Origin of the sequence: Leisingera aquaemixtae, from assembly GCF_019801145.1 — a bacterium.
Taxonomy (GTDB): Bacteria; Pseudomonadota; Alphaproteobacteria; order Rhodobacterales; family Rhodobacteraceae; genus Leisingera; species Leisingera aquaemixtae_A.
Genome location: NZ_JAHVJQ010000001.1, coordinates 890,637 through 913,736 on the forward strand (window position 1 = coordinate 890,637; position 23,100 = coordinate 913,736).

The window sequence follows — 23,100 nt, forward strand, 5'->3', positions numbered from 1 at the left end:
GGCAAATCCATGGAAAACCTGTTTGAACTCCTCGTTGCCGCCTTCCTGGTGATTGCCGGGATCTTCGGCATTGTCGGCTCATTCGGGCTGATCAAGCTGAACGACCCGATGTCGCGGCTGCACGCCCCGACCAAGGCCACCACCCTGGGCGTCGGCGGCGTGCTGCTTGCTTCGATGCTGCATGCGGCCGCGTTCGAGGAGCACTTCTCCTACCACGAACTGATGATCACCCTGTTCCTGTTCCTGACCGCGCCGATCACCGCGAACTTCATCGCCAAGGTGCATATCCACCGGCAGGAGACCCGCGAAACCATGCCCGAGGCCGGCGGCGACGATCACTGGGCCACCCACGACACGCCTGAGGACGAGGAACGCCGGCACGCAGCCCATAACCCGCCCGCCGAAGAGTAAGTGCGGGGCAGTCAGGAAGGCACAAACCGTGATGGACACCTCCCGCTTGCCGCTAACCCGAGATCTGGTGCTGGTCGGCGGCGGCCACACCCACGCGCTGGTGCTGCGCAAATGGGGCATGAAACCCCTGCCCGGTGCCCGGCTGACCGTCATCAACCCTGGCCCTACCGCGCCCTATTCCGGCATGCTGCCCGGTTTTGTTGCAGGCCATTACGGGCGCGAGGAGCTGGACATTGACCTGGTCCGCCTCGCCCGTTTTGCCGGCGCCCGCGTGGTGCTGGGAGCGGCAGAGCATATCGACACCAGAGCCCAGTTGGTGCATGTGCCGGGCCGCCCGCCGATTGCCTATGACGTTGCTTCCATCGACATCGGCATCACCTCCGCCATGCCGGATCTGCCGGGCTTTGCCGAGCACGGCATCCCGGCCAAGCCGCTGGGCCGCTTCGCCGCCCAATGGGCCGCATTCCGCGAGGCGGACGGCCCCGCCCATGTCGCGGTGATCGGCGGCGGCGTTGCCGGGGCGGAGCTGATCCTGGCCATGGCCTATGCCCTCAAATCACGCGGCCGCCTCGCCCAGGCGACGCTGATCGACAGCGACGAGGCCCTTCGCGCCATTGGCGAAAAGGCCGGCCAGAAGCTGCGCCGCGCCTTGGTCGAACATGGCGTGCAGCTGGAGGAGAACGCCCGCATCGAGCGCATCGAAGACGGCTACATAACACTGCAGGACGGCAGCGAGATCCTGTCCGATTTCACCACCGGCGCCGCCGGCGCCCGCCCCTACCGCTGGCTCGCGGACAGCGGGCTGGCCCTGCAGGACGGGTTCATCCGGGTCGGCGAGACCCTGCAAAGCTCCACCGCCAATGTCTTTGCCGCCGGCGACTGTGCCCATATGGATTTTGCCCCGCGCCCCAAGGCAGGCGTCTATGCCGTGCGCCAGTCGCCGGTGCTCTACCACAACCTGCGCGCCCAGTTGACCGGCGATCCCCTGCGCAAATACCGGCCACAGAAGGATTACCTGAAACTGATCTCCATGGGCGCGCGCGAGGCGCTTGGCGAACGCTTCGGCACCACCCTTGCCGGCCCGCTGATGTGGAGCTGGAAGGACCGCATCGACCAGGCCTTCATGGAGAAATTCCGCGACCTGCCTGCGATGGAGGGCCCACCGCTGCCGGCCGAACACACGCTGGACATGGAGGAGGCGCTGGGAGACAAGCCCATGTGCGGCGGTTGCGGTGCCAAGGTCGGGCGAGATGCCCTGCTCGGCACGCTTGCCGGTCTCAGCAATACGAGCCGCGACGACATAACGCCCCTGCCCGGCGATGACGCGGCGCTGCTGACCACCGGCGGCGTCAAACAAGTGATCAGCACCGACCACCTGCGCAGTTTCACAAACGACCCGGTTTTAATGACCCGCATCGCGGCCGTGCACGCGCTTGGCGACATCTGGGCAATGGGGGCAGTGCCGCAGGCCGCCACCGCCAACCTGATCCTGCCGCGCATGTCGCCCGCCCTGCAGGCCCGCACCCTGCAGGAGATCATGGGGGCCGCATCTGAGGTCATGCAAGAAGCCGGCGCCGCCATCATCGGCGGCCATACCTCGCTGGGCGATGAGCTGACCATTGGCTTCACCGTCACTGGTCTTTGCCCCCGCCCCGTGATCACCCTCGCCGGCGCCGAACCCGGCGATGCGCTGGTCCTGACCAAGCCCCTCGGCTCCGGCGTGCTGATGGCTGCGGAAATGGCGGGTGCGGCCAAGGGAGACTGGGTGGCCGCTGCGCTGGAACAGATGAGCCAGCCGCAAGGCGCCGCTGCCCGCATCCTGCAGGACGCCCACTCAATGACCGATGTCACTGGCTTTGGCCTGCTCGGGCATTTGCTTGGTATCTGTGAGGCATCCGGCACAGGCGCAGAGCTGTTCACCACCCGGATCCCCCTGATGCAGGGCGCCGCAGAACTGGCGGACAACGGCATCCGTTCCTCGCTGTTTCCCGCCAACCAGGCCGCCGTGCCGGAGCTCAAGACCACCGGCTGGCAAGACCTGCTGTTCGATCCGCAAACCGCGGGCGGCTTGCTGGCAGCGGTTGCCGCAGATCGGGCTGATGAGGTGCTGGAACAGCTGCGCGCAGCCGGCTACCCGGCGGCCCTCATCGGCAAGGTCACAGAACGTGTAGGTGCGATCACGCTCAGCGCCTGACCCGCTCCCGTTGGCGGAAGATCCCCTTCCCGCCGGCCTCAAATGCCGGTCATGATCTCCGCAACCTGCGCCGCGGCGGCATCCAGCCCTGCCTCATCCAGCGTTCCGGCCTCGACCGTGGCGGCCACCACCGCGCCAATCGCGGCGCGGGATTTGCGGTAGGCCGGGTCGTAATGCTCAACCATCAGCGCCTCGGTCAATCCAGCCTTGTCCCCTGCATCGATGCAATCAAACCAGCCGTCCACCACCGCGCCGGAGCGATGGGCGCGCAGCGGCCCCAGCTTCTCGCGCAGCCGCTCCGAGTCTGACAGGATGTCGTCGTAAGCCTGCACCAGATACCGGCACCGGGCCGCAACCGGCACATGCAGCTCGATCCTCGGCGCCTGCTTCATCGCTTCCCAGACCGCGGGCGGAATGATCCGCTGGCCGATCTTATTCGATTCTGCCTCCACCAGCACCGGGCGGGCCGGGTCCAGCCGCATCAGCGCACCGGCCACCGCCGATTCGAACGCTTTCTGCGAAGGCTGCGGTGTGGGCATATCGCCAAGCAAAGAGCCGCGGTGATTGGCCAGCCCCTCCAGGTCCAGCACCTGCGCGCCCAGTTCCCCGGCGCGCTTCAGCACCTCGGTCTTGGCCGATCCGGTATAGCCGTCCAGCGCCACCAGCCTATGCGGCAGCGCGGTTTCATACATCGCCTTGTGCACCAGGCGGCGGTAGGTCTGATAGCCGCCTTCCACCACCTCGGCGCGCCAGCCGATCTGCTGCAGCATCCAGGTGAACGACCCGGACCGCTGGCCGCCGCGCCAGCAGTAGACCAGCGGCTTCCAGCCGCCGTCGTGATGGCTCAGGCTCTGTTCGATGTGGTTGGCGGCATTGCGGAACACCAGCGCCGCCCCAAGCTTGCGTGCCTTGAAGGGGCTGTCCTGCACATAGATGGTGCCGACCTTGGCGCGCTCTTCGTTGTTCAGCACCGGCAGGCTGATTGCGCCGGGCACGTGGTCCTCGGCATGTTCCGCCGGGCTGCGCACGTCGATCACGGTGTCGAACCCGTGGGCATAGAACTCTTGCAGGGAGGTGAATTTCAGCGCCATGCCCCAGCTCTACCGCGCGCATTGGGCAAGGAAAAGCCGCAAATCCCCGGCTTGCGGCAATATAACTTGCGCGCACTGAGCACGGGGCGCTAAGGCAAGCCTTGCAAGCAGAACCGCCGGGGCAGACGCACCCGGGACGACCAAACCGGCAAGGACCAGAAGGCCATGACGACCGACCCGTTGGACATCCACACCCTGCCCGGCCACCTTATCCGGCGGCTGCACCAGATTTCCGTGGCCCAGTTCATGGACCAGATGGCGGCAGAGGGCGTGGACCTCACCCCGGTGCAGTTTTCCGCCATGGCCGCAATCCGCCGCCATCCCGGCATCGACCAGGCGTCGGTTGCGGGCCTCATCGCCTATGACCGCGCGACACTGGGCAAGGTGGTGGACCGGCTGGTGGACAAGGGGTTTGTGGAGCGCCGCGTCTCCAAGGCCGACCGCCGTGCCCGCGAGGTCAGCCTGACCCGCGGCGGCGAAGCGCTGCTGGACCGCGTCCTGCCCATCGTGCGGGCCTCCCAGCCCGGCATTCTGACCGGCCTCACGGAAGCTGAGCAGGAAACCTTCGTGGCGCTGCTGCAAAAGGCGACGCTTGCAGGCAACGACCTCAGCCGCGCACCGCAGCGCGACCTGCCGGCCCGCCACGCTGCCGAATAACGCTCAGATCAGCTGCCCGCGCGGGATATCATCTTCCCCGAACGGCTCGATCAGCTCCGGCCCCTCGGCGCGGTTGGAGTTCACCGCCGGATCGACCCGGTGGTAGTCCAGCACGCCCTCCGGCCCCGGCTGCATCAGCCTGGCGGCGCCATGGCCCTCCTCCCCCAGCCATTTGCCCCAGTCCTCCGCCTCCAGGATCAGCGGCATCCGGTGGTGGATGGCAGACAGCCCCTGATTGGCGGCGGTGGTGACGATGGCGCAGGTCTTGACCGGATCGTCGGTTCCCCAGTTTTGCCAGACGGCGGCAAAGGCAATCGGCGCGCCGTCGCTGCGGTGGATGTACCAGGGCAGCCGGGCGCCGTCCTCCGACTTGGTCCATTCATAAAACCCGGTGGCCGGGATCAGGCAGCGCCGTTCCCGGGCAGCCTTCGCAAAGGCGGGCTTTTCCGCTATCGTCTCCGCCCGCGCGTTGATCAACAGCGGCCCGGCGCTTTCGCTTTTGTACCAATGCGGCAGGAACCCCCAGCGCATCGAAACCAGCTGCCGTCCCGTATCGCCCGCCTGCACGACATGCACCGGGTTGGTGGGGCAGACGTTGAAGTTCGGCACCTTGGGCAGATCATTCGCAGGCTGCGCCGCAAACAGCTGCGCCATTGCATCGGTGGGCAGGGTTATGGCAAATCGTCCGCACATGCTGATTTCTAACCCGGCCCGGGGCGCAGATGCAAAACCTGCCTTGGCCACCGTATTTCAGCCGCCCTGACAGGATGATAGATAGGCCTCATGACTCTTCAGAACGATCTCCAGTCCGCCTTGGGTTTTCTCAACCAAGGCAAGTTCAAACAGGCGCTGAAGCAGTCCAAGGGCGGCATGAAGCGGCACAAGAGCCACCCGGATTTCCCCAATATCGCCGGCATCTCCCTGTCGGGCCTCGGCAAGCACCGCGATGCCGTCCCGTATTTCAAGAAGGCGCTGGCGCTCGCCCCCGGCTTTCACGACGCACGCAAGAACCTGGCGCAGACGCTCTTGTTCCTGCAGCAGGGCGAACAGGCGATGAAACTGCTGGAACGGGTGCTGAAGGACCAGCCCGGCGATCAGGCAGCTCTGTATCTGCAGGCGCAGGCGCATCTGGTGATGAACGACGCCGAGGCCGCGGTCGAGACCGCAACTGCCGCGCTGGCCCGCGATCCGCGCCAGCCGCGGATGCTGCGGCTGCGCGCCACCGCTTGGAACACGCTGGGCGACGAAAAAGCGACGCTGGCGGACTACCAGGCCGCGCTGAAGGTGAACCCCAACGACGCCGACGCGCTGCAGAACGCCAGCCTGCTGCTGGCCCGGCTGATGCGGCAGGAGGAGGCCACTGCGGCCGCGCAGAAGGCCGTTGCCGTGGCGCCGCAAAACGCCGAGGCACGCCGCCGCTTGGCCAGCCAGCTGATCTCCAACGGTGAAAGCGACGCTGCCCGCGAGCAATGCCTGGCGCTGCTGGAGCTGGACCCCAAGGACACTCAGGTGCTGGAGATGCTGGCCCGCATCAGCAGCCGCGAGCAGAACGCAGAGCTGCTGCCCATCGCGCAAAAGGCGCTGAAGGCCGCCGCGCCCCGCTCGCTCGACCGTGCCAACGTGAGCTTTGCCCTGGCCCGGATCGCGGATCAGGCAGGCGACAAGGAGGCTTTTGCCGCCCATAATGACGAAGCAAACGCCTGTATGGCGGCACAGACCCCCTATGACTACGAGGCAAGTGAACGCCAGTTCAGCTTCATTATGGCGGCCTTCCCGGCGGAGATCACCCCGGCAGAGACCAGTCCAGAAGGACCGCGTCCGATTTATGTGGTGGGGATGCCCCGCTCCGGCACCACGCTGACCGAGACCGTGATCGGCCTGCACCCCGACGTTTTCCCGCTGGGCGAACGCGGCGTGCCGGCCTTCCTGCTGCATCCCTATCTGGACAAGGATCAGGACTTCACCCCCGAGGCCGCACGCAACTTCGTGGCAGGGGACATCAGCCGCCTGCCCGAAATGCCAGAGGGCACGGCAGCCTATGTCGACAAGATGCCCGACAATTACCGCCTGCTGGGCCACCTGCTGACCGCCTACCCGGATGCACGCTTTGTTCATCTTTGCCGCGATCCGCGCGATGTGGCGCTGTCGATCTGGCGCGGCTATTTCTCCGGCAGCTCGCTCACCTATGCCTACGACCTCAAGGCGATGGCGCACCGCTTCAACCTCTATGGCCGGCTGATGCAGCACTGGCGGCAGGTGATGCCGGGCCGGATCTATGATCTGCGCTATGAGAGCTTCGTTGCCGATATTGAGGGCGAAAGCCGCAAGCTGGCAGAGTTCTGCGGGCTGGACTGGGTTGAGGACATGGCCCACCCGGAACGCCACGAGGGCCAGGTGCTGACGCTGTCGAACACCCAGGTGCGGCAGACAGCGCACACACGCTCAATCGGCAAGTGGGAGAAATACGCCGATGTATTGGCGCCTCTCATCGACGGGCTGGACCCGGAAATTTGGCCGGAAATCAAAGGTTAGCAGGATTTACTTCGTGTAAGCCTTGCGCGCGATCTCGATCCGCGCGTCCATCATCGACATCTCTTTTAGGATCTCCTGCCGACGGCTGCGGTCGCCGACCTCGCGCAGCTCCGCCCGCAGGCGCTGCAGTTCGCGCGACAGGCTCACGAACTCCGGCACCCCGCCGCTCTCGCGCACCAGCCGGTTGACCAGCTCATTCTCCGGGTCCTCACATTTCGGCAGCGGTTTGCCTGCGCCCGCCAGATTGTCAAAGGCGCCGTCCTTTTCGGCGGCTTCGATACGGGCATTGACGAGGTCGATCAGCGGGTGGTCCATGACCTGCATTCTGCCATGCGCGCGCGGGCGGCGAAAGCCCCTGGCGGCCGTTAAGGAACAGGCCGCAAAGCTTAACAATCCCTGAAAATAATGCGGCAGTATTCTTGCCTGAATGTTTCGCGCGCGAAACATTCTAGCAGCAACGCTGACCTATTTCGGCCCGCCTATTTCACCTGCGAAATCCGCCCGTCGGTATAGGGCGTATAAGGGCCTTGGGCAGCCAGGTATTCCGCCAGCACATCCGCCAGGTCCGGGCCGAAATCATAGGCATTCTTGTCGTCGCCCTCGAACATCGCATAGCCGTCGCCGCCATTGCGGACGTAATCGTTGGTGACGACAACATAGGTCCTGGCCGGATCAACCGGCACAAACCCTTCACCCTCCGCCACCAGCACCTCCTGCACCCGGCCCGCGTTCGGCGCGGCAGAGCTGTCCCAGCTGAATTTCAGCCCTGAGACCTGCGGGAACCGGCCCTTGACGTCCTCCACTTGGCTGACGCCGTTCTCCAGCGCCGCCACCAGGGTTTTGCCGTCAATTTCAAAGGTCGAGAGCGTGTTCTGAAACGGCAGGATGGTCAGCACCTCGCCCATGGTGACCTCCCCTGCATCCAGGCTGGCACGGATGCCGCCAGAGTTGGCAATGGCGATGGTCACGCCCTGGTCCTTGACCCGGTCCAGCATTGCATCGGCCACGAGGTTGCCCATCTGGCACTCCTGCACCCGGCACACATCGCGGCTGCCTTCGATGGGCTCCGCCGCCTCTGCCACCACCTTGTTGCGGATCTCATCCAGCGGCTGGGCCAGCTCCGCGATCCGGTCCAGCGTGGCCGCATCCTCACTGACGGCCGCATCCATGATCAGCGGCTCGCCAGTGGCGCTGACCACATGGCCCGCGTCGTCAAAACTCACATTCAGCTCTCCAAGGAACTTGCCATAGGCATAGGCCTGCACGATCTGCACCCCGTTCACCACGGTCGGATACGGCCCGACCGCCTTGTCCGAGCTGTTGGACAGGTAGGTGTTGCTGTGCCCGCCTACAATCACGTCCACCCCAGTGGTCTCCGCCGCAACCCGCTGGTCCACCCCATAGCCGGAGTGGCTGAGCACCACGATCTTGTTGACGCCCTCGGCGGTCAGCCTGTCGACCTCAGCCTGCACCGCCGCCACGGGATCGGAGAAATGCACGTTCTTTCCAGGGCTTGCCAGCTCATGCGTATCCTCCGGCGTCAGGCCAATGAGGCCGATCATCCCGCCGCCGCGCTCAATCACCGTGGATTTCTTCAGCACATCCGCCAGCGCCGGCTCCTGTGACACATCCGCATTCGACATCAGGACCGGAAAGCCCACCGCATCCATGAAACCACGCAGCACTTCCGGTCCGTCGTCGAATTCATGGTTGCCGACGGTCATCCCGTCATAGCCCAGCTTGGTCATGAACTCCGCAGCAGCCTTGCCCTTGTAATAGGTGTAGAACAGCGATCCCTGGAACTGGTCGCCGCCATCAACCAGGATCGCGTTCTCCGCCCGCGCACGCGCGTCTGCAATCGCCGTCACCAGCCGCGCAGTGCCGCCGAAACATTTGCCCTCGGCCTGATCTTCGGCGTCACAGGTGCTGTCGTATTTGTTGATCGGCTCGAACCGCGAATGGAAATCGTTGGTGTGCAGGATGGTCAGCTTGTACTCCGCCGCCGCGCTGCCGACTGTCAGCGCCAGGGCTGCAACCGATGTGAGAATGCGTGCAATCATGAAGAGCGCTCCCGTGTTCTGTTTTAAGGGGAGCCTGCGCCCAAAGGCCGCGCCGGTCAAAGGGGAAAAGGGTCCATACTGCCTCCCCTGACGTCAGCATTGCACGGCCGCATACGGCCGATCCCCCTTGATTCCTTTGCAAACGCAGGGCATCAGGCCGATATGCTGATTTACAAGATTTTCCGGGCGGACGAATGGGCCGCGCTGCAGGCCGCGGGCGAGACCCGGGGCGCGCCGATTGATGTTGCGGACGGCTATGTCCATTTCTCCACCGCATCCCAGGCGGCTGAGACCGCGGCCAAGCATTTTGCAGACGCCGAAGGGCTGACGCTGCTGGCCTGCGATGCAGACGCGATGGGTGCGGACCTGAAGTGGGAAGTGTCCCGCGGCGGTGCCGAGTTCCCGCATCTTTACCGCATGATCCGCATGGCGGATGTGGTCTGGGCCAAGCCGCTGCCGCTGGTGGAGGGCACCCATCAGTTCCCGGAGGAAATGGCATGAAGCTGACAGAGAAACTGGCCCTGGCCGCGATGCACCGGATCGACCCGGAGGCGGCGCATGGTCTTTCGGTCAAGGCGCTGACCATGGGGCTGGCCCCGGCCCCCGGCCCCGTGACCTCAGCCCGGCTCAAAACCACGCTGGCCGGGATAGACCTGCCGAACCCGGTTGGCCTAGCCGCCGGCTATGACAAGAATGCCGAAGCGCTGGCGCCGCTGGCGAAATCCGGTTTTGGCTTTATCGAGGTCGGCGCCGCCACCCCGCGCCCGCAGCCCGGAAACCCCAAGCCGCGCCTGTTCCGCCTGACCGAGGACCAAGCGGCGATCAACCGCTTCGGCTTCAACAACGAGGGCATGGAGGCGATCGGCGCCCGGCTGGCGCAGCGCCCGCGCGATGCGGTAATCGGCTTGAACCTCGGCGCCAACAAGGACAGCGAGGACCGCGCCGCGGATTTCGCCAAGGTGCTGGCCCACTGCGGCGCGCATCTGGATTTTGCCACCGTCAACGTGTCCTCCCCCAACACCGAGAAGCTGCGCGACCTGCAGGGCAAGGCAGCACTTTCGGCGCTGCTGGCAGGCGTGATCGAGACCCGCGAGGGCCTTTCCCGCCGGGTGCCGGTGTTCCTGAAAATTGCCCCGGATCTGGACCGCGCAGGGATCGAGGACATTGCCGCCGTCGCGCTGGAGACCGGCATCGACGCGGTGATTGCCACCAATACCACGCTGTCGCGCGACGGCTTGCGCAGTGCCCACAAAGGCGAATCCGGGGGCCTCTCCGGCGCGCCGCTGTTTGACAAATCCACCCGGGTTCTGGCGCAGCTGTCGGAGCTTCTGGACGGCAAGGTGCCGCTGGTCGGCGTCGGCGGCATCAGCACGGCAGAGCAGGCTTATGCCAAGATCTGCGCCGGGGCCTCAGCCGTGCAGTTCTACACCGCAATGGTCTATGGCGGGCTGTCGCTGGCCGGTGATATTGCCCGCGGGCTGGACGTGCTGCTGGCACGGGACGGGTTTGAGAACGTCGCGCAAGCGGTTGGAACCAAACGGAAGGATTGGCTGTGATCACCTATTGGCATTACCCGAAGTGCTCGAAATCCCGCGCGGGCCTTGCGCTGATCGAGGCGCGTGGCGCAGAGGTGCAGACGCGTGCCTATCTGGAAGATGCGCCCTCGGTTGAGGAACTGAAGGCGGTGCAAACCGCTCTTGGCGTCTCCGCGGCGGAAATGATGCGGACCGGCGAGAAGGTCTTTAAGGAGCTGGGCCTGTCCAAGGACAGCGCAGAGGAAGAGCTGCTGGCGGCGATGGCCGCGCATCCGATCCTGATCGAACGCCCGATTGCCATCAAGGACGGCAAGGCAGTGATCGGCCGCCCGACCGAAGCTATTGAGACACTGCTGTAGTCGGCTGGGGCGGGCCTGTTGGCCCGCTCTTCACACTTATGCACCAACCTGCGCCTCCAGCCGCGGGTAGCGCAGGCCCAGCGTCACACCGCGGGCCAGGTTCAGAACCATCAGCGATGCCCAGAGGCCGTGATTGCCAAAAGTTGGCACCAGGATCAGCAGCGCCGCCGCATAGATTGCCACCGATTGCAGCATTGCCCGCCGCATGGCGCCGGTCCAGGTGGCGCCGATGTAGATGCCATCGAACATCCAGCTTGCGACGCTTAGCACCGGCATTGCCACGGCCCAGATCAGGAACACCCGTCCCGCCTCGCGGACTTCCGGCGAAGTGGACATGAGATCGATCAGCCAAGGGCCGCCAGCCGCAAAGGTGACGCCCAGAAGCACTGCGCCGCCCACGCCCCATTGCGACGTGACCACCGACGCCCGGCGCACGCGGTCCCGCGCCTTGGCGCCAACCGCTCCACCCACCAATGCCTCGGCCGAGAAGGCAAAGCCATCGAGCGCAAAGGCCGTGATCTCGACAAATTGCAGCAGGATCTGGTTGGCGGCGAGATTCACGTCGCCAATGCCGGAGCCGATGAACAGGAAAGTGGTGAAGGAACCGGTGAGCAGCACCGAGCGCACCATGATGTCGCCGTTCACCTGCATCATCCGTCTGAGCCGCGCCGGATCGAACACCCGCGCCCAGTCGCGCCACTGATCGCCGGCAAAAGCACTGCGGCACAGGTACAGCCCCAGCGCCAGCCCGCTCCATTCAGCGATCAGCGTGGCGATAGCAACGCCCTCCACACCCCAGCCGAGCCCCAGCACGAACCAAAGATCCAGCACGATGTTCAGCCCGTTCATCCAGACCTGCAGCAGGAACACGCCGCGGGTGCGCTCCACCGCGATCAGCCAGCCGGTGACCGCATAAAGCGCAATGGTGGCAGGCGCCCCCCAGATGCGGATCTGCAGGTAGTCGCGGGCCAGGCTTTCAACCTCGGCACTGGCGGGCGCCAGCGCAAAGGCGCCCCAGAACACCGCTGCCTGGGCAATGATGAAGACGGCTCCGGCGGCAAAGGCCAAGAGCAGCCCGCGCATCAGAAGGGCACCGGTTTCGGCCCAGTCCCCTGCCCCGCGCGCCTGCGCAGCCAAACCGGTAGTGCCCATCCGCAGGAAACCGAAGATCCAGTAGATCGTCGCCAGAATCACCGCACCGATGCCCACGGCACCGATCGGTGCAGCCTCGCCCATCTGGCCGACGACGCCGGTATCCACGGCGCCCAGTATGGGTACCGTGGCGTTCGACAGAACAATCGGCAAAGCGATCGTCAGCACCCGTTTGTGGGTGATGTCCGCATCAGCGCTGATCATGGCCGTTCAGCCTTCGCCGTTCTTGTCCTGCGGCATCAGGAAATGGCCGGTGGCCTGGGCAAACAGCTTGTCCTTGTGATCCTGCCAGGCCTCCACATGCACCGAGGCATAGCGGCGGCCGGAGCGGTTCACCCGCGCCCGCGCATAGGCATCGCGCGGCAGGCCGGAGCGCAGGTAGTCGACGGTGAAGTCGATGGTCTTGGGCTGGCGCGGCAGGTTGCCCTTGGCCATTTCCGCCGGGTCCAGATCGCCGGATTCGATACGCTGCCACAGGTGCGACCAGTTCAGCGTGATCATCGCGGTGATTTCCAGGAAGGCCGCGGTGACCCCGCCGTGAATCGCGGGCAGGAACGGGTTGCCGATCAGCTTGTCATCGAAATTCAGCTGCGCCGTCAGCTCATCGCCGCGGCGCTCAAAAGTGACGTTCAGGAAGCGGATGTAAGGCACCGAATCCACCAGCGCCGACAGGGCTGCATCGCGGCGCTGCTTGACCACCTGGATCGGTTCGGGACGGGGGCGGCTCAAAACTTCTTCTCCACGGTAAAGGCGCCGGAGGCGGTGGCGACGGGGCGGTCCTCATCCTCGTCCATCGCCACGGCGCGGACAAAGGCAACGGTGCGGGTGATGTGGTGGCAGGTGGCACGGGTGGTGATCGCCTGCCCCGGAGTGGCGGGGCGCATGTAATCGATGCGCAGGTCGATGGTGGCGGTGCCGCCGGGGGCGGACGGGTGGCTCATCACCGCTGCGCCGCAGCAGGTGTCCATCAGGGCTGAGACCGCACCGCCGTGAATGACGCCGGTGGCCGGATCGCCGATCAGCTTGTCATCATAGGCCATGCGGATCTCGGCGGTGCCGTCGCCGATCTCAGTCAGCTTCATCCCCAGCTGCTTGGCATGGGGAATTGCTTCGATGAACTGGCGCGCGAGCTCGGTCTTGTCGGCCATGGGGCGGTCCCTTTGAAATGTCTCCCTCATCTTTGGCCCTGCCCCGGCAAAAGCGCAAGTGTGCCGCCGCGGAGGTTGCACTGTTCGCTGCAAGTGCATAGGTTCCCGGCAAGGGAGACGACGGATGACCGACAACAGATTGTCATTCAAGGAAATGTGCGCCGAGTTCGAGGTCACGCCTCGGACGCTGCGCTACTATGAATACATCGAATTGCTGCAGCCGGACCGCGAAGGCCGGTCACGGTTCTATGGCGCGCGCGAGCGCGCCCGGATGAAGCTGATCCTGCGCGGGCGCAAGTTCGGCTTTCAGCTGGAAGAGATCCGCCAGTGGCTGCTGATCTATGAAAAAGAGGGCAATGACGCCCAGAACCATGCGTTCATGGAAATGGCCGACCGCCAGCTGGTCGAGCTGGAAAAGCAGCGCGAGCAGATCAATGAGGCCATTGAGGAACTCAGCGAACTGCGTGAAAGCACCCGGGCGCTGCTGAAGTAACCCGCACAACTCTTGCCGGAACCAAAGCCCCGCCCTTGTGGCGGGGTTTTCCTTTTTTCGGCCGCCACAGGATTCGCCTGTTTCCCGGACTGATCCGTTGCCGAAACGGCCTGCGGGCCGTCGGCGGACCGGTAACGTCGCGTCACAATATGTTCGTTTTGCGAACTTCCGCCCATCCCGAAAGTGACGCGACGTAGAACTTACGTAAACGTAAAGTCAGTCTTGATCGAAATCCGAACTGCGCACAGCTTGGTCCTGCACCAAGCCGTAAGAGTGACGACGATGACCGAAGAAACCATGACCATCCGCGAGATGTGCGAGGCCTTTGACGTGACGCCCCGCACGCTCCGGTTCTACGAAGCCAAGGAACTGCTGTTCCCGATCCGCGACGGCCAGAAGCGGCTGTTCACCAAACGCGACCGCGCCCGGCTGAAGCTGATCCTGCGCGGCAAGCGGTTCGGGTTCAGCCTGGAGGAGATCCGCCAGCTGCTGGAACTGTACCACGTCGGCGACCAGCAGGTGACCCAGCTCACCAAAACCTATGAGGTCGCGCGTGACCGGCTCGCCGATATGGAGCGCCAGCGCGAGGAGCTGACCGAGGCAATCGAGGACCTGAAGGACCAGCTGGCCTGGGGCGAGAAGATGATCGCTTCGATGAAGGCCAAGCAGGAGGCGGCCGAATAGGCCGCTGCCCCGCCCTTTCCCGCCGGCCTGCCCGGCATTGACCACGATCACCAAGACCCTGAAGAGGACCGCAATGCCTTCCTATCGAGCCCCTGCCAAAGACGCCCAGTTTGTCCTGCACGATGTGCTGAAAGTCACTGGCCGAGACATCCCGGGATACAGCGAGCTGGACCCGGAGTTCACCGGAGCCGTGCTGGAAGAGGCAGGCAAGATCGCCAGCGCAGTGCTGCACCCGCTGAATGTGGTGGGCGATCAGGAGGGCTGCCGCCTGGAAAACGGCGTGGTCTACACCCCCAAGGGGTTCAAGGACGCCTTCGAGCAGATGAAGGAAGGCGGCTGGACCGGGCTCGACATGCCCGAAGAGTTCGGCGGCCAGAACATGCCCTATGTGATGGGCACCGCAGTGGGGGAGTTCTTCTCGGCCGCGAACCAGGCGTTCACCATGTACCAGGGCCTGACCCATGGCGCGGCGTCGGCGATCCTGGCGCATGGCACGGATGAGCAGAAGGCCACCTATCTGCCCAACATGATCAGCTGCCAGTGGACCGGCACCATGAACCTGACCGAGCCGCACTGCGGCACCGACCTGGGCCTGATGCGCACCAAGGCGGAACCGCAGGGGGACGGCAGTTTCAAGATTTCGGGGCAGAAGATCTTCATCTCCTCCGGCGATCACGACATGGCCGAGAACATCGTGCACCTGGTGCTGGCCAAGATCCCCGGCGGCCCCGAGGGCATCAAGGGCGTCAGCCTGTTCATCGTGCCCAAATTCCTGGTGAACGCGGACGGCAGCTTGGGTGAGCGCAACGGCGTCTCGGTCGGCAAGATCGAGGAGAAGATGGGCATTCACGGCAACTCCACCTGCGTGATGAACTATGACGGCGCAACCGGCTGGCTGCTGGGCGAGGAACACAAGGGCATGCGCGCCATGTTCACCATGATGAACGAGGCCCGCCTGGGCGTCGGCATGCAGGGACTGGCGCAGGCCGAGGCCGCCTATCAGAACGCGGTGGAATACGCCAAGGACCGGCTGCAGGGCCGCGACGTGACCGGCGCCAAGAACCCGGACGGCCCGGCGGACCCGCTGATCGTGCACCCGGACATCCGCCGCTCGCTGATGGATCAGAAAAGCTTTGCCGAGGGCGCGCGCGCGTTCCTGCTGTGGGGCGCCACCCTGATCGACCAGGCGCACCGCGCCGGTGACAAGGATGCGGACGGTCTGATCTCGCTGATGACGCCGGTGATAAAGGGCTTCCTGACCGATCAGGGCTATGACATGACCGTGCTGGCACAGCAGGTCTATGGCGGCCACGGCTACATCGAGGAATGGGGCATGTCGCAATACACCCGCGACGCCCGCATCGCGATGATCTACGAGGGCGCCAACGGCGTGCAGGCACTGGATCTGGTGGGCCGCAAGCTGGGCCAGCACGGCGGCAAATACGTCCTTGCTTTCTTCGATATGGTGAAGACCTTCTGCCAGGAAAACAAAGATATTTCAGAAGCCTTCAGCAAGGACTTCATTGACCCGCTGAAGGCGGCGTCGAAGGATCTGCAGGCGGCCGGCATGTTCTTCATGCAAAACGGCATGAAGGATCCGAACCAGGCGCTGGCGGGGTCTTATGACTTCATGCATCTGTTCGGCCAGGTCTGCCTCGGCCTGATGTGGGCGAAGATGGGCAAGGCAGCGCAGGAAGCGCTTGACGCCGGGGCCGATGACGCGGCGTTCTATGAGACGAAACTCGCAACCGGCCGGTATTACATGGCACGGCGGCTGCCCGCGACCAAGCTGCACCTGGCCCGCATCGAAAGCGGCGCGGACACGGTGATGGCGCTGGACGCAGACGCCTTCTGATGCCTTCGGGCGCCCTGTCGCGGGGCGCCCTATCCAAGCCCCGGCTGGTGCTTTGACACACAAAGGACCGCAAGATGCCGAAACGTTTCCGCCTGACCCGCCGCCTGCCGATTGCGATGACGGAGGACGGCTACCGCAGGCTAAAGAGGTTCGCCCAGGAGGCGGGGCTGGATGAGGGGGAAGCGCTGTCATTCCTGTTCGAGAACTTCGACAGCGTGACGGACTACGAGAACCTGAGCCACCGGCTGCGGCTGTTCAACGCCGAGCTGGAGGCCCGCAAGAGATAAGGCCCGCAACCGGGCCGAAGGGAGAAAGATGACCAGCACGCACTCCGCATGGATGACGGAAGAGCACCAGATGCTTGGGGAGATGACGGCCCAGTTCATCACCAACGAATGGGCGCCGAAGTTCGAGACCTGGCGCAAGCAGGGGCTGATGGAGCGGGAGACTTGGAACCAGGCCGGCGCGCTGGGCCTGCTGTGCCCGTCGATCCCTGAAAGCTATGGCGGCGCCGGCGGAGATTTCGGCCATGAGGCGGTGATCCTGATGGAAGGCAGCCGCGCCAACCTGGCCAGCTGGGGCAATGGCATCCATTCCGGCATTGTTGCGCATTACATCCTGGCCTATGGCACCGAGGAGCAGAAACAGCGCTGGCTGCCGATGATGGTGACCGGCGAGCTGGTCGGCGCGCTGGCGATGACCGAGCCCTCCACCGGCTCCGACGTGCAGGCGATCAAGACCAAGGCGGTGAAGGACGGCAATGCCTACCGGCTGTCGGGGCAGAAGACCTTCATCACCAACGGCCAGCACGCCAACCTGATCCTGGTGGCGGCCAAGACCGACCCGGCTTTGGGCGCCAAGGGCGTGTCGCTGGTGGCGGTGGAAACTGACGGCGCCGAAGGTTTCAGCCGCGGCCGCAACCTCGACAAGATCGGCTGCCACGCAGCAGACACGTCTGAGCTGTTCTTCAGCGATGTGGAAATCCCGCCGGAGAACATCCTGGGAGGCGTTGAGGGCCAGGGGTTCTATCAGATGATGCAGCAGCTGCCGCAGGAGCGGCTGATCATCGCCTGCGGCGCGGTCGGCGCGATGGAGGGCGCGGTCGCGCGCACGGTGGCCTACTGCAAAGAGCGCGAGGCCTTTGGCGGCCCGCTGACGCAGTTTCAGAACACCCGTTTCAAGCTGGCCGAATGCCTGACCAAGACCAAGGTCGCCCGTGCCTTTCTGGACGAATGCATCGCCGAACATTTGCAGGGCAAGCTTACCGTCGAAAAGGCGGCGATGGCGAAATACTGGATCACCGACACCCAGGGAGAGGTGCTGGACGAATGCCTGCAGCTGCATGGCGGCTACGGCTACATGCAGGAATACGCGGTGGGCGAGATGTGGGCAGATGCGCGGGTCCAGCGGATCTACGGCGGCACCAATGAGATCATGAAGGAGCTGATTGCGCGGTCGCTGTAGCCGCAGGGGCCGCGGCGGGATCGCGGGAGGCGGGTTAACGCCCCATCATCTTTCCGAAAAATACTCCACGGGGGTGCGGGGATGTGACCCCCCGCTCCGCCAGCAGACACAGGGAGCAACAGATGACAATCAAACTGCATTGCTTCGGCGAAAGCGGCCATTCCTACAAGGCGGCGCTGGCGCTGGAACTGTCCGGCCTGGCGTGGGAGCCGGTCTTTGTCGACTTCTTCAGCGGCGCGCACCGCAGCGATGATTACCGCGGCCTCAACGTAATGGCAGAGGCGCCGGTGCTGGTGGACGGCGATCTGCGCCTGTCGCAGTCCGGCGTGATCCAGCAGTATATCAGCGACAAGACCGGCAAGTTCGCAGGCACCCCGGAAGACAAATACGAAGTTCTGCGCTGGATCCTGTGGGACAACCACAAACTGTCCAGCCAGGCAGGCATGACCCGGTTCCTGATGAATTTCCTGCCCGAGGACAAGCGCCCGCAGGAAGTGATCGCCTTCATGCAGGGCCGCCTGAAGGCTGCCTTCACCACCTTGAACACCCATTTGCAGGGCCGCGAGTGGATCGTGGGCGACGGCCTCACCAACGCCGATCTGACCTGCTGCGGCTACCTGTTTTATCCGGAGCCCTTTGGCTTTGACCGGGCCGACTGGCCCCATATCGACGCCTGGCTGGACCGCATCAGCGCCCTGCCCGGCTGGAAACACCCCTATGACTTGATGCCCGGCAACCCGTCGGACCGGGCCTGAGGAGAGCACAATGACAGACGCATATATCTATGACGCGCTGCGCACCCCGCGCGGCAAGGGACGCAAGGACGGATCCTTGCATGAGGTGACCGCGGTCCGCCTGTCTGCCCTGACGCTGAACGCGATCAAGGAACGCAACAACCTGGAAGGCCACGCGGTCGAGGACGTTATCTGGGGCAACGTGACCCAGGTAATGGAACAGGGCGGCTGCCTGGCACGCTCGGCAGTTCTAGCCTCGGATCTGGACGAACGCATTCCGGGTCTTGCGATCAACCGCTTCTGCGCCTCCGGCATGGAAGCGGTGAACCTGGCGGCAAACCAGGTGAAGGGCGGCGCGGGCGATGCCTATATCGCGGGCGGCGTCGAGATGATGGGCCGGGTGGCCATGGGAAGTGACGGCGCGGCAATTGCGGTTGATCCCTCACTGGCGATGGAAACCTATTTCGTGCCGCAGGGCATCTCGGCCGACATCATCGCCACCGAATACGGCTTTACCCGTGATCAGGCGGACGCTCTGGCGATGGAGAGCCAGCGCCGTGCTGCCAAGGCCTGGGAAGAGAAGCGGTTCGACAAATCGGTGATCACCGTCACCGACCAGAACGGCCTTCCGATCCTGAGCCACGATGAATACATGCGCCCCGGCACCGACATGCAAGCTCTGGGGTCGCTGAACCCCGCGTTCCAGATGATGGGCGAGCAGATGCCGGGCTTCGACAAGGTGGCGATGCTGAAATACCCGCATCTGGAACGGATCAACCACATCCACCACGCGGGCAACTCCTCTGGCATCGTGGATGGCGCTGCGGCGCTGCTGATCGGCAACAAGGAGTTTGGTGAGCGTCACGGCCTGAAGCCGCGCGCCCGCATCAAGGCCACCGCCAAGATCGGTACCGATCCGACCATCATGCTGACCGGTCCGGTGCCGGTGACCGAGAAGATCCTGGCCGACAACGGCATGACCATCGGCGATCTGGACCTGTTCGAGGTGAACGAGGCCTTTGCATCCGTCGTGCTGCGGTTCCAGCAGGCGTTCGACGTGGACCCGGGGCTGGTGAACGTCAACGGCGGCTCCATCGCCATGGGCCACCCGCTGGGCGCCACCGGTGCGATCATCATCGGCACCCTGCTGGATGAGCTGGAGCGGCAGGACAAGGAAACAGGCCTCGCCACCCTGTGCATCGCATCGGGCATGGGCGCCGCAACCATCATCGAGCGCGTCTGATGCCAAAGCTGGACCTATCCCAACTGCCCTGGCGGACCGGATCGGGCTACCCCAGCAAGCTGGCCGAGGCCTGTGCGGGCCGCAGCGTGCAGCCGCTGGGCGACCCTGGCGGGCTCAGCCAGTTCGGCGTCAACATCGTGCGGCTGGAGCCCGGCGCGGCCTCTTCCCTGCGCCACTACCACATGGAGCAGGACGAGTTCGTGATGGTGACAGAGGGCATCTGCACCCTGATCGACGATCAGGGCGCGCATGAGATGATGCCGGGCGACTGCGCCGCCTTTCCGGCGGGCGAGGAGAACGGCCACCATCTGGTGAACCGTTCGGACAAGCCCGCAGCGTTCCTGGTGGTGGGCACCCGCACCCCAACAGAGACCGGCTATTACAGCGATTTGGACATGATGGTGAAATTCGCAGGCGGCGAGTTCACATTCACCCGCAAGGACGGCAGCCCGCTGACGGCTGACCAGACCGGAGAAGACACATGAGCGATTTCAAATACGACGTGGACGCAGACGGCGTCGCAATCATCACCTGGGACGCCGAGGGCAAGAGCATGAACGTCCTCACCCGCGAGGCCTTTGGCCTGGTGGGGGAATACGTGGACCGGGCACTGGAAGACGAGGCCGTGAAGGGCATCGTGATCACCAGCGGCAAGAAGGACTTTGCCGGCGGCATGGACCTGAACGTGCTGGCCACCATCCGCGAAGAGTCGGGTGAGAACCCGGCTCAGGGGTTGTTCGACTTCACCATGGGCGGCCACCGCATCCTGCGCAAGCTGGAGCTGGCAGGCATGGACCCCAAGACCAAGAAGGGCGGCAAGCCGGTGGCCTGTGCGATCAACGGCACCTGCGCCGGCATCGGCACCGAGATTGCACTGGCCTGCCATCACCGGGTGATGACCTCCAATCCCAAGGCCAAGATCGGCCTGCCGGAAATCATGATCGGCATCTTCCCCGGCGGCGGCGGCACCACGCGGTACTCCCGCATGGTGGGCGCGATGGCAGCAGCCCCGGTCCTGCTGGAAGGCAAGATGATGGACCCGAAGAAAGCCAAGGGCGCGCAGCTGATCGACGCCGTGTCCGATGATGCGCTGGCCGCAGCCAAGGAATGGGTGCTGAACGCCAAGGACGGTGATCTGGTCAAGCCCTGGGATGCCAAGGGCTACAAGATGCCGGGCGGCGCGCCCTATCATCCCGCTGGTTTCATGACCTTTGTCGGTGCTTCCGCCATGGTAAACGGCAAGACCCAGGGCGCCTTCCCGGCGGCCAAGGCGCTGCTGTCCTCCATCTACGAGGGCGCGCTGGTCGATTTCGACACCGCACTGAAGATCGAGGCGCGCTGGTTCACCAACGTGCTGATGAACCCCTCGTCCTCCGCGATGATCCGCAGCTTGTTCCTGAACAAGCAGGCGCTGGAAAAAGGCGCCGTGCGGCCCAAGGATGTGCCGGACCAGTCGGTCAAGAAAATCGGCGTGCTGGGTGCGGGCATGATGGGCGCTGGCATTGCGCTGGTCTCGGCCCAGGCCGGTATGGAAGTGGTGCTGATCGACCGTGACCAGGAGGCCGCCGACAAGGGCAAGGCCTATTCCGCCGCCTATATGGACAAGGGCATCAAGCGCGGCAAGGCGACCGAGGAGAAGAAAGAAGCGCTGCTGGCGCAGATCACCGCCACCCCGGATATCGACGCGCTGAAGGGCTGCGACCTGATCATCGAGGCGGTGTTCGAAGACCCGGGCGTCAAGGCCGAGATGACCCAGAAGGTCGAGGCGATCATTCCCGAGGACTGCATCTTTGCCTCCAACACCTCCACTCTGCCGATCACCGAACTGGCCAAGGCCTCCAGCCGGCCGGAGCAGTTCATCGGTATCCACTTCTTCTCGCCCGTCGAGAAGATGTTCCTGGTGGAGATCATCAAGGGCAAGGAAACCGGCGACCGTGCGGTAGCCAAGGCGCTGGACTACGTGCGCCAGATCCGCAAGACGCCGATCGTGGTGAATGACGCGCGCTTCTTCTACGCCAACCGCTGCATCCTGCCCTATATCAACGAGGGCCTGCGGATGATCACCGAGGGCGTCAGCCCGGTGCTGATCGACAACGCCGCACGGCAGCTGGGCTTCCCGGTGGGGCCGGTGCAGCTGACCGATGAGACCTCGATTGATCTGGGCGCCAAGATTGCCCGCGCCACCAAGGCGGCGATGGGCGATGCCTACCCGGAAAGCCCGGCGGACGACCTGATCTTCTGGATGGAGGAACAGGGCCGTCTGGGCCGCAAGGCCAATGCCGGCTTCTTCGAATATGACGACAAGGGTAAGCGTGTTGAATACTGGAAGGGCCTACAGGAGAAGTACCCGTTGGCGGCGGAACAGCCCGATCTGATCGAGGTGCAGGAGCGGCTGATGTTCGCGCAGGTGCTGGAAGCAGTGCGGGCGCTGGAGGAAGGCGTGCTGATGGATATCCGCGAGGGCGACGTCGGCGCCATCCTGGCCTGGGGCTTCGCGCCGTGGTCCGGCGGTCCTCTCAGCTGGCTGGACATCCTCGGCACGCCTTACGCGGCAGAGCGCTGCGACAGCCTGACCGAACAGTTCGGCGAGCGCTTCGCCTGCCCGGCGCTGCTACGCGAGATGGCGGAGAAGGGCCAGAGCTTCTACACGCGCTTTGCGCCAGAGAAATCCGCCGCCGCCTGAGTGAGAGCACGAAATGGAAAAGGCCGGCGCCCGCGCGCCGGCCTTTTTCCATTCTGGCAAGAGGTTGAACGCCTAAGCTGATCCTACATTCTGACCGCGGTCTGCGCCGCACCTTCAGCGGCACCAGCAGGCCAGAAGTCCTCCTCCGCCATCATCGACAGAACCAGGCCGCGCGCCTCTTCTGGCGGCAGCACCCGGTAGGCGCCTGCCTCGGAATACACCCGCCCGCACATTAGGTTCGCCGGAGCCGCTGCATAGCCTAGCATCCCGGCCTCCAGATAGATCACCTGATCCTCGGCAAAGCGCGGCATGACCAGCTCAAGCTGGGCTCCCGGATGCATCCGGCGGATGCCGCGGTAGCCTTCCAGCGTGCAGGCCGGAACGATGGCAAAGGGATCGCCCTGGGCGTCCTCCACCAGCTCGCTTTCCAACAGCACGCCTTGGTCCGGCATCAGCCACATCGGCACCCGGTTCATCAGCGCGTCGCGCGGCACGAACAGCGGGCAGCGGGCCGGTTCCAGATCGCCCTCTGCCGGGATCATGACTTCGCGCTGCAGTTCCACCACGGTCTGCATGCCGTGATCGAAGGTCAGCACCTTGTCGCCCGGCGTCAGCGCCTCTACCGGGCGCCAGCCGAGATTGGACGCCACATGGGTTCCGGCCAGAAACCCGCCCTGGCCAACCGGGACCAGCGGGAAGCCGCTGTTCATCACCCGGTCCGCCGGGACATGCGTGCGTTTCAGAAGCCAATCCAGCATCTGCGATCCTTTCCTGCGGCCGCGGCAGCCACGCTGCTGGCCATCCC

General features: G+C 64.7%; 24 protein-coding genes. 16 read left to right on the forward strand and 8 right to left on the reverse strand.

The features are described from left to right. Positions 1-9: 9 nt before the first annotated feature. A complete protein-coding gene (locus KUW17_RS04360) occupies positions 10-411 on the forward strand; it encodes a Na+/H+ antiporter subunit G (protein ID WP_222476206.1) in 402 nt (133 codons plus the stop codon). Between the two features lie 31 nt (positions 412-442). Continuing rightward, complete coding sequence (selD, locus tag KUW17_RS04365; protein ID WP_222476208.1) at positions 443-2,605, forward strand: selenide, water dikinase SelD; 2,163 nt, start codon at positions 443-445, stop codon at positions 2,603-2,605. 38 nt (positions 2,606-2,643) lie between these two features. On the opposite strand, the gene mnmH is transcribed toward selD, so the two are convergent. Next, a complete protein-coding gene (mnmH, locus tag KUW17_RS04370) occupies positions 2,644-3,696 on the reverse strand; it encodes a tRNA 2-selenouridine(34) synthase MnmH (protein WP_222476210.1) in 1,053 nt (350 codons plus the stop codon). Between the two features lie 165 nt (positions 3,697-3,861). Between mnmH and KUW17_RS04375 the strand changes: the two genes are divergently transcribed. Next, positions 3,862-4,353 carry a MarR family winged helix-turn-helix transcriptional regulator gene (locus KUW17_RS04375; protein ID WP_222476212.1) on the forward strand — a complete coding sequence of 164 codons (492 nt, stop codon included), beginning with the start codon at positions 3,862-3,864 and terminating at the stop codon, positions 4,351-4,353. A gap of 3 nt (positions 4,354-4,356) precedes the next feature. Here the strand turns inward: KUW17_RS04375 and KUW17_RS04380 are convergent, their stop codons facing one another. Beyond that, positions 4,357-5,046, reverse strand: coding sequence for an SOS response-associated peptidase (locus tag KUW17_RS04380; protein ID WP_222476213.1), 690 nt, complete (start codon positions 5,044-5,046; stop codon positions 4,357-4,359). A gap of 90 nt (positions 5,047-5,136) precedes the next feature. Here KUW17_RS04380 and KUW17_RS04385 point away from each other — a divergent pair, with 90 nt between their 5' ends. Continuing rightward, positions 5,137-6,885: a tetratricopeptide repeat-containing sulfotransferase family protein gene (locus tag KUW17_RS04385; protein WP_222476214.1), complete on the forward strand. Its 1,749-nt coding sequence runs from the start codon at positions 5,137-5,139 to the stop codon at positions 6,883-6,885. 6 nt (positions 6,886-6,891) lie between these two features. Here KUW17_RS04385 and KUW17_RS04390 read toward each other — a convergent pair whose 3' ends face one another. Both KUW17_RS04390 and KUW17_RS04395 read right to left on the reverse strand, forming a co-directional pair. Further along, positions 6,892-7,200 (reverse strand): DUF1992 domain-containing protein, encoded by a 309-nt coding sequence (locus KUW17_RS04390; RefSeq protein ID WP_222476319.1) that lies wholly within the window; start codon positions 7,198-7,200, stop codon positions 6,892-6,894. A gap of 164 nt (positions 7,201-7,364) precedes the next feature. Then, on the reverse strand, positions 7,365-8,945 hold the full coding sequence (locus KUW17_RS04395) for a bifunctional metallophosphatase/5'-nucleotidase (protein WP_222476215.1): 1,581 nt from the start codon (positions 8,943-8,945) through the stop codon (positions 7,365-7,367). A 162-nt stretch (positions 8,946-9,107) separates the two neighbouring features. Between KUW17_RS04395 and KUW17_RS04400 the strand changes: the two genes are divergently transcribed. The 3 genes from KUW17_RS04400 to arsC are packed head-to-tail and all read left to right on the forward strand — an operon-like array spanning position 9,108 to position 10,839. Beyond that, positions 9,108-9,446 (forward strand): DUF952 domain-containing protein, encoded by a 339-nt coding sequence (locus tag KUW17_RS04400; RefSeq protein WP_222476216.1) that lies wholly within the window; start codon positions 9,108-9,110, stop codon positions 9,444-9,446. Then, positions 9,443-10,501, forward strand: a complete 1,059-nt coding sequence (locus KUW17_RS04405) for a quinone-dependent dihydroorotate dehydrogenase (protein ID WP_222476218.1) — start codon at positions 9,443-9,445, stop codon at positions 10,499-10,501. Before KUW17_RS04400 ends, KUW17_RS04405 begins: the two co-directional genes overlap by 4 nt. Next, a complete protein-coding gene (arsC, locus tag KUW17_RS04410; RefSeq protein ID WP_222476320.1) occupies positions 10,498-10,839 on the forward strand; it encodes an arsenate reductase (glutaredoxin) in 342 nt (113 codons plus the stop codon). The genes KUW17_RS04405 and arsC overlap by 4 nt, the downstream gene beginning before the upstream one ends. A 36-nt stretch (positions 10,840-10,875) precedes the next feature. Here the strand turns inward: arsC and KUW17_RS04415 are convergent, their stop codons facing one another. From KUW17_RS04415 to KUW17_RS04425, 3 genes are read right to left on the reverse strand one after another with little or no spacing between them, the layout of a single operon-like run. Further along, positions 10,876-12,195: an MATE family efflux transporter gene (locus tag KUW17_RS04415; protein WP_222476220.1), complete on the reverse strand. Its 1,320-nt coding sequence runs from the start codon at positions 12,193-12,195 to the stop codon at positions 10,876-10,878. 6 nt (positions 12,196-12,201) lie between these two features. Next, positions 12,202-12,720 carry a PaaI family thioesterase gene (locus KUW17_RS04420; RefSeq protein ID WP_222476221.1) on the reverse strand — a complete coding sequence of 173 codons (519 nt, stop codon included), beginning with the start codon at positions 12,718-12,720 and terminating at the stop codon, positions 12,202-12,204. Next, positions 12,717-13,139 carry a PaaI family thioesterase gene (locus KUW17_RS04425; protein ID WP_222476222.1) on the reverse strand — a complete coding sequence of 141 codons (423 nt, stop codon included), beginning with the start codon at positions 13,137-13,139 and terminating at the stop codon, positions 12,717-12,719. Before KUW17_RS04425 ends, KUW17_RS04420 begins: the two co-directional genes overlap by 4 nt. A gap of 124 nt (positions 13,140-13,263) precedes the next feature. Between KUW17_RS04425 and KUW17_RS04430 the strand changes: the two genes are divergently transcribed. From KUW17_RS04430 to KUW17_RS04470, 9 genes are all read left to right on the forward strand, one after another. Beyond that, complete coding sequence (locus KUW17_RS04430; protein WP_222476223.1) at positions 13,264-13,632, forward strand: MerR family transcriptional regulator; 369 nt, start codon at positions 13,264-13,266, stop codon at positions 13,630-13,632. A 282-nt stretch (positions 13,633-13,914) separates the two neighbouring features. Then, the gene (locus KUW17_RS04435; RefSeq protein WP_029204772.1) at positions 13,915-14,316 is read left to right on the forward strand and encodes a MerR family transcriptional regulator; all 402 of its coding nucleotides are present in this window, start codon (positions 13,915-13,917) and stop codon (positions 14,314-14,316) included. Positions 14,317-14,389: 73 nt separating this feature from the next. Beyond that, positions 14,390-16,171: an acyl-CoA dehydrogenase C-terminal domain-containing protein gene (locus KUW17_RS04440; protein ID WP_222476224.1), complete on the forward strand. Its 1,782-nt coding sequence runs from the start codon at positions 14,390-14,392 to the stop codon at positions 16,169-16,171. A gap of 74 nt (positions 16,172-16,245) precedes the next feature. Beyond that, entirely contained in the window at positions 16,246-16,458 is a 213-nt protein-coding gene (locus KUW17_RS04445; RefSeq protein ID WP_065266373.1) for a hypothetical protein, read from the forward strand. Between the two features lie 28 nt (positions 16,459-16,486). Then, positions 16,487-17,635 carry an acyl-CoA dehydrogenase family protein gene (locus KUW17_RS04450; protein WP_222476226.1) on the forward strand — a complete coding sequence of 383 codons (1,149 nt, stop codon included), beginning with the start codon at positions 16,487-16,489 and terminating at the stop codon, positions 17,633-17,635. Between the two features lie 122 nt (positions 17,636-17,757). After that, positions 17,758-18,390, forward strand: a complete 633-nt coding sequence (locus tag KUW17_RS04455; RefSeq protein WP_222476227.1) for a glutathione S-transferase family protein — start codon at positions 17,758-17,760, stop codon at positions 18,388-18,390. Between the two features lie 10 nt (positions 18,391-18,400). Beyond that, positions 18,401-19,612, forward strand: a complete 1,212-nt coding sequence (locus KUW17_RS04460) for an acetyl-CoA C-acetyltransferase (protein ID WP_222476228.1) — start codon at positions 18,401-18,403, stop codon at positions 19,610-19,612. Continuing rightward, positions 19,612-20,097 (forward strand): cupin domain-containing protein, encoded by a 486-nt coding sequence (locus tag KUW17_RS04465; protein ID WP_222476229.1) that lies wholly within the window; start codon positions 19,612-19,614, stop codon positions 20,095-20,097. Before KUW17_RS04460 ends, KUW17_RS04465 begins: the two co-directional genes overlap by 1 nt. Continuing rightward, positions 20,094-22,295 (forward strand): 3-hydroxyacyl-CoA dehydrogenase NAD-binding domain-containing protein, encoded by a 2,202-nt coding sequence (locus tag KUW17_RS04470; RefSeq protein WP_222476230.1) that lies wholly within the window; start codon positions 20,094-20,096, stop codon positions 22,293-22,295. The genes KUW17_RS04465 and KUW17_RS04470 overlap by 4 nt, the downstream gene beginning before the upstream one ends. Before the next feature lie 83 nt (positions 22,296-22,378). On the opposite strand, the gene KUW17_RS04475 is transcribed toward KUW17_RS04470, so the two are convergent. Beyond that, a complete protein-coding gene (locus tag KUW17_RS04475) occupies positions 22,379-23,053 on the reverse strand; it encodes a Hint domain-containing protein (RefSeq protein WP_222476231.1) in 675 nt (224 codons plus the stop codon). Positions 23,054-23,100 lie beyond the last annotated feature (47 nt).

What these genes read in the sequence shown, in the direction of transcription:
- KUW17_RS04460 (WP_222476228.1), top strand. Translation starts at nt 18,401, where the DNA reads ATGACAGACGCATATATCTATGACGCGCTGCGCACCCCGCGCGGCAAG.
- KUW17_RS04395 (WP_222476215.1), bottom strand. Translation starts at nt 8,945, where the DNA reads ATGATTGCACGCATTCTCACATCGGTTGCAGCCCTGGCGCTGACAGTC.
- KUW17_RS04415 (WP_222476220.1), bottom strand. Translation starts at nt 12,195, where the DNA reads ATGATCAGCGCTGATGCGGACATCACCCACAAACGGGTGCTGACGATC.
- KUW17_RS04450 (WP_222476226.1), top strand. Translation starts at nt 16,487, where the DNA reads ATGACCAGCACGCACTCCGCATGGATGACGGAAGAGCACCAGATGCTT.
- KUW17_RS04470 (WP_222476230.1), top strand. Translation starts at nt 20,094, where the DNA reads ATGAGCGATTTCAAATACGACGTGGACGCAGACGGCGTCGCAATCATC.
- KUW17_RS04430 (WP_222476223.1), top strand. Translation starts at nt 13,264, where the DNA reads ATGACCGACAACAGATTGTCATTCAAGGAAATGTGCGCCGAGTTCGAG.
- KUW17_RS04455 (WP_222476227.1), top strand. Translation starts at nt 17,758, where the DNA reads ATGACAATCAAACTGCATTGCTTCGGCGAAAGCGGCCATTCCTACAAG.
- KUW17_RS04385 (WP_222476214.1), top strand. Translation starts at nt 5,137, where the DNA reads ATGACTCTTCAGAACGATCTCCAGTCCGCCTTGGGTTTTCTCAACCAA.
- mnmH (WP_222476210.1), bottom strand. Translation starts at nt 3,696, where the DNA reads ATGGCGCTGAAATTCACCTCCCTGCAAGAGTTCTATGCCCACGGGTTC.
- KUW17_RS04475 (WP_222476231.1), bottom strand. Translation starts at nt 23,053, where the DNA reads ATGCTGGATTGGCTTCTGAAACGCACGCATGTCCCGGCGGACCGGGTG.
- KUW17_RS04390 (WP_222476319.1), bottom strand. Translation starts at nt 7,200, where the DNA reads ATGGACCACCCGCTGATCGACCTCGTCAATGCCCGTATCGAAGCCGCC.
- KUW17_RS04425 (WP_222476222.1), bottom strand. Translation starts at nt 13,139, where the DNA reads ATGGCCGACAAGACCGAGCTCGCGCGCCAGTTCATCGAAGCAATTCCC.
- KUW17_RS04435 (WP_029204772.1), top strand. Translation starts at nt 13,915, where the DNA reads ATGACCGAAGAAACCATGACCATCCGCGAGATGTGCGAGGCCTTTGAC.
- selD (WP_222476208.1), top strand. Translation starts at nt 443, where the DNA reads ATGGACACCTCCCGCTTGCCGCTAACCCGAGATCTGGTGCTGGTCGGC.
- KUW17_RS04465 (WP_222476229.1), top strand. Translation starts at nt 19,612, where the DNA reads ATGCCAAAGCTGGACCTATCCCAACTGCCCTGGCGGACCGGATCGGGC.
- KUW17_RS04440 (WP_222476224.1), top strand. Translation starts at nt 14,390, where the DNA reads ATGCCTTCCTATCGAGCCCCTGCCAAAGACGCCCAGTTTGTCCTGCAC.
- KUW17_RS04445 (WP_065266373.1), top strand. Translation starts at nt 16,246, where the DNA reads ATGCCGAAACGTTTCCGCCTGACCCGCCGCCTGCCGATTGCGATGACG.
- KUW17_RS04405 (WP_222476218.1), top strand. Translation starts at nt 9,443, where the DNA reads ATGAAGCTGACAGAGAAACTGGCCCTGGCCGCGATGCACCGGATCGAC.
- KUW17_RS04375 (WP_222476212.1), top strand. Translation starts at nt 3,862, where the DNA reads ATGACGACCGACCCGTTGGACATCCACACCCTGCCCGGCCACCTTATC.
- KUW17_RS04400 (WP_222476216.1), top strand. Translation starts at nt 9,108, where the DNA reads ATGCTGATTTACAAGATTTTCCGGGCGGACGAATGGGCCGCGCTGCAG.
- KUW17_RS04380 (WP_222476213.1), bottom strand. Translation starts at nt 5,046, where the DNA reads ATGTGCGGACGATTTGCCATAACCCTGCCCACCGATGCAATGGCGCAG.
- KUW17_RS04360 (WP_222476206.1), top strand. Translation starts at nt 10, where the DNA reads ATGGAAAACCTGTTTGAACTCCTCGTTGCCGCCTTCCTGGTGATTGCC.